This window comes from Sulfuricurvum sp., from assembly GCF_019163035.1.
Classification (GTDB): Bacteria; Campylobacterota; Campylobacteria; order Campylobacterales; family Sulfurimonadaceae; genus Sulfuricurvum.
This window is the reverse complement of sequence record NZ_JAFLKV010000111.1, coordinates 1-3358: the sequence shown is the minus strand read 5'-3', so window position 1 is coordinate 3358 and position 3358 is coordinate 1. Positions and strand designations below refer to the sequence as shown.

The following is a 3358-nucleotide window of genomic DNA, read 5'->3' as shown; positions in this document are numbered from 1 at the left end:
TTAGCTCTGGGTGAATCAGCCGAAGTAGCCCGTGCCATTAAAGAGCAGTATCTCCCAACTGGCGAGGAGAGTGCACTGCCGAGTACTATGCTCAGTGCCATCGTTGCCATGTCGATGAAAGTTGATACCCTCATAGGAATGTTCAGCATAGGTGAGATCCCGACCGGTTCACGCGATCCGTTTGCCCTTCGCCGCGCCGTCAATGGAATTATCAAAATTGCCGTAGCGCACCAAATCCCTCTCAATTTCTCTACCTTAATCGATCAACTCTCGTCATTGTATCCGCAAAGCAAAGAGTATAAAAAGAACGTAGAAACATTTGTGATCGAACGTCTCGCAGGTGCCTATGTCGGCGTCAATCCATCGATTATCCAATCTATCGTTGCCAAAGAGACTCATGTAGAGCTAGATGTCCTCGAAATCGACCGCAAAATACGTGCTGTCTCTTCTATTACATCCTCTGAATCGTTTATCGAAGCATTCTCCACCTTTAAACGGGTTAGCAACATCCTCAAAGACGAAGCAATGGACAAAGGTTTCAGCGTCAATGAGTCACTCTTTGAAAACAATGCGGAACGCAACCTATACTCTGCCGCAACGTCTGCTATCTCTGTGAGCTACGAAACCCTCGAAGAGCGTTTAGATGCATTGTTCGCTCTTAAAGCTCCATTGGACAACTTCTTCGACAATGTTATGGTTAATGCCGAAGATTTGAGCGTCCGTGCCAACCGTAAAGCATTGGTCGGAATGATCTATGCTGAGATTTATTCGATTGCCGATATCAAAAATATCACCCTATGATGTCATCATCATCGGTGCAGGAATAAACGGCTGTTGTAGCGCCTATACGCTCGCCCAAGCAGGTCTCAACGTCGCTTTGATCGATCAAGACGGTATCGCCTCCGGCGGTAGTGGTGCGGCGGGAGCCTTTATCTCACCGAAAATCTCCAAAGCGGGTGAGCTCAAAGAGATTATGGGTGAAGCTCACGCCGAAGCACTCGAATTCTACACAACCCATTTCCCCCAATTTACCCTCACTAAACCCCTTTTGCATATCGCAAACTCTCCCCAAGAATCAGAGAAGCTCGACCATTTCAAACGTGAGACCTCTTTGCATCACTCTGTGATTGATGATGAGTTATACACACTCCTTACACCTGAAGCCTCAGAGGATAGCTATATCTATTTTAGTGAAGGTGCCGTCGTCGATGCACAGGGGGTATGCAACGCTATGGCGGAGGGGATCGATTTTTATCCCCTCAAGGTCGAAAAGCTGATCCACAATGACGATATATGGCAGGTTGGTGATCTCCATACTAGACATCTCATCCTCGCCATCGGAGCCTACCCGAAACTTCTCCCAATCGATTATGTCGGATTGCGCGGTATTTGGGGTCATCGAATCGATATAGAAACGTCCACCCACATTCCTTGCATCCTACATCATCATGTATCGATATCTCCAATAACACAAGAGGGGATCGTCGCTATCGGTGCTACTCATGATGTCCATTATTCCCCGTTTTCAGGAGAGGTGTATGATGTGGAGCAGGGGAGAGAAATACTCCTCGACAAAGCCTCAAAAACATTAAAATTAAATAATATTAATATCTTAAAGGACTACACAGGATTACGTTCAGGGTCGAACGATTATCTCCCAATGTTAGGGAGTTTAGTTAATGCAGAAGAGACACTAAAAAAATATCCACATATCCGGCATGGAGAGAAAATTGATCCATCCGAATATATCTATTATCCGAATGTAACGATGATCAACGGATCTGGAGGATATGGTTTTGTTCTTGCCCCATATTTGGCAAAACAGTTGAACGAGTTTATTATTAAAGGAAAACCTATCGCACCAATCCTCTCACCCTCACGATTTTTCCCACGATGGGCAAAACGTAAATAATTTATTTACGTATCAATAATTTTCCCTCAAATACAACGTTTTTAGCCGATATCTTATAATTTAATATTATTTACCGTTACTTTAGAATAATAAATAATTCAAATGTGACTTTTCCGTGACTTTTCTGTGACTTTTTTTTTATATTATTTTCATTTTATTTCACAGGAGATACCGATGTTTGGTCATAGCAAGATAGAAGCTTTAAATGAAAAGATAGATGTTTTGAATCATGAAAATTCTCAATTAAAGAATGCATTATTAGCCTTAGAAGAGGAAAACAGTGCTCTTAAAGAGCGTGTATTAACCGAAGAAAATCATGCAAAAGAAGGCTTACTCAAAGCATCGCTGATCGATTTGCTTTTTTCTGGGTGCACCAACAATATTCCTATAATCCAAAATGATTTTTCCGTAAGCGTTGATCTACTTCATAAAATGCAAGACCATTCTAAAAATTCATCTTTAGGATCGAGAGAGAGTATTTCGGATATTTCCAATAATCTACAGAAACTGATGATTTCAATCGGTGAATCAAACGATGGTGTTCGACGTCTAACAAGTGGGATTAACGATGTATCCGCACTAATGATGCTCATAAATGATATTGCCGATCAAACCAATCTTCTTGCCCTCAATGCTGCCATAGAAGCAGCGCGTGCAGGTGAACACGGTCGTGGTTTCGCTGTTGTTGCGGATGAAGTGCGCAAACTCGCTGAACGTACTCAAAAAGCGACCAAAGAGGTAGAAATAACTATCAACTCTCTCAAACAAGAATCTTCCAATATCCAAGAATCATCTGAGTCTATGACACTGATAGCAAATGAATCAGAAAGACTTACCTCAAATTTTGAGTCAACCCTCCAAACGTTTGCAGAGGATGGGGAGGTAATGACGGCTTCCATTGATCATATGCTCGATAACACCTTTATTGGTCTTGTAAAACTTGACCATCTACTTTTTAAAACCAATGCTTACATAACGATGATTCACCAAGATACCTCAACCCATTTTTCAGATCATCATGAGTGCCGCCTCGGAAAATGGTACGACAATGGAATTGGAAAAGATCGTTTCTCTCACACCCCGAGCTACAAGGCAATGTCACTTCCCCATTCACAAGTTCATCACCATATTATTGACGCTGTAAAGTGTCTAAATAGCGGTTTATGTACCGAATCAACTAAAATCATTAACGATTTCAAAGCAGCGGAAGCTGCCAGCCAAGAACTTTTTGTTTTACTTGATAAACTACCTTCGGAGCGTTAAATCATGAGCAATATCCCTCCTCTTGAACACTTTGACCCGATGGAAATTATTGTTAACAATACCGGAGCATTGGTATATGTCATTGACTTAGCAACCTATGAGATATTGTACGCCAATGATCGATGTAAACATATATTCGGTGAGATAGAGGGAAAAATCTGCTATCAAGTATTACAGAATAAT

At 41.7% G+C, this 3358-nt stretch carries 3 protein-coding genes and 1 pseudogene; all 4 read left to right on the top strand.

What is annotated here, in order from left to right:
* Nucleotides 1–801 (top strand): glycine--tRNA ligase subunit beta (locus JZU62_RS07905; RefSeq protein WP_295013585.1); only part of this gene is annotated, 801 nt, incomplete at its 5' end.
* Complete coding sequence (locus JZU62_RS07900) at nucleotides 755–1912, top strand: FAD-binding oxidoreductase (RefSeq protein ID WP_295013583.1); 1158 nt, start codon at nucleotides 755–757, stop codon at nucleotides 1910–1912. The genes JZU62_RS07905 and JZU62_RS07900, both read left to right, overlap by 47 nt.
* A 174-nt stretch (nucleotides 1913–2086) precedes the next feature.
* The gene (locus JZU62_RS07895; RefSeq protein ID WP_295013581.1) at nucleotides 2087–3175 is read left to right on the top strand and encodes a methyl-accepting chemotaxis protein; all 1089 of its coding nucleotides are present in this window, start codon (nucleotides 2087–2089) and stop codon (nucleotides 3173–3175) included.
* Between the two features lie 3 nt (nucleotides 3176–3178).
* Nucleotides 3179–3358, top strand: a pseudogene (locus JZU62_RS07890) (diguanylate cyclase); the annotation flags it as partial.

Excerpts from the sequence above, each read along its gene's own strand:
- JZU62_RS07900 (WP_295013583.1), top strand. The coding sequence starts at position 755 with ATGCTGAGATTTATTCGATTGCCGATATCAAAAATATCACCCTATGAT.
- JZU62_RS07895 (WP_295013581.1), top strand. The coding sequence starts at position 2,087 with ATGTTTGGTCATAGCAAGATAGAAGCTTTAAATGAAAAGATAGATGTT.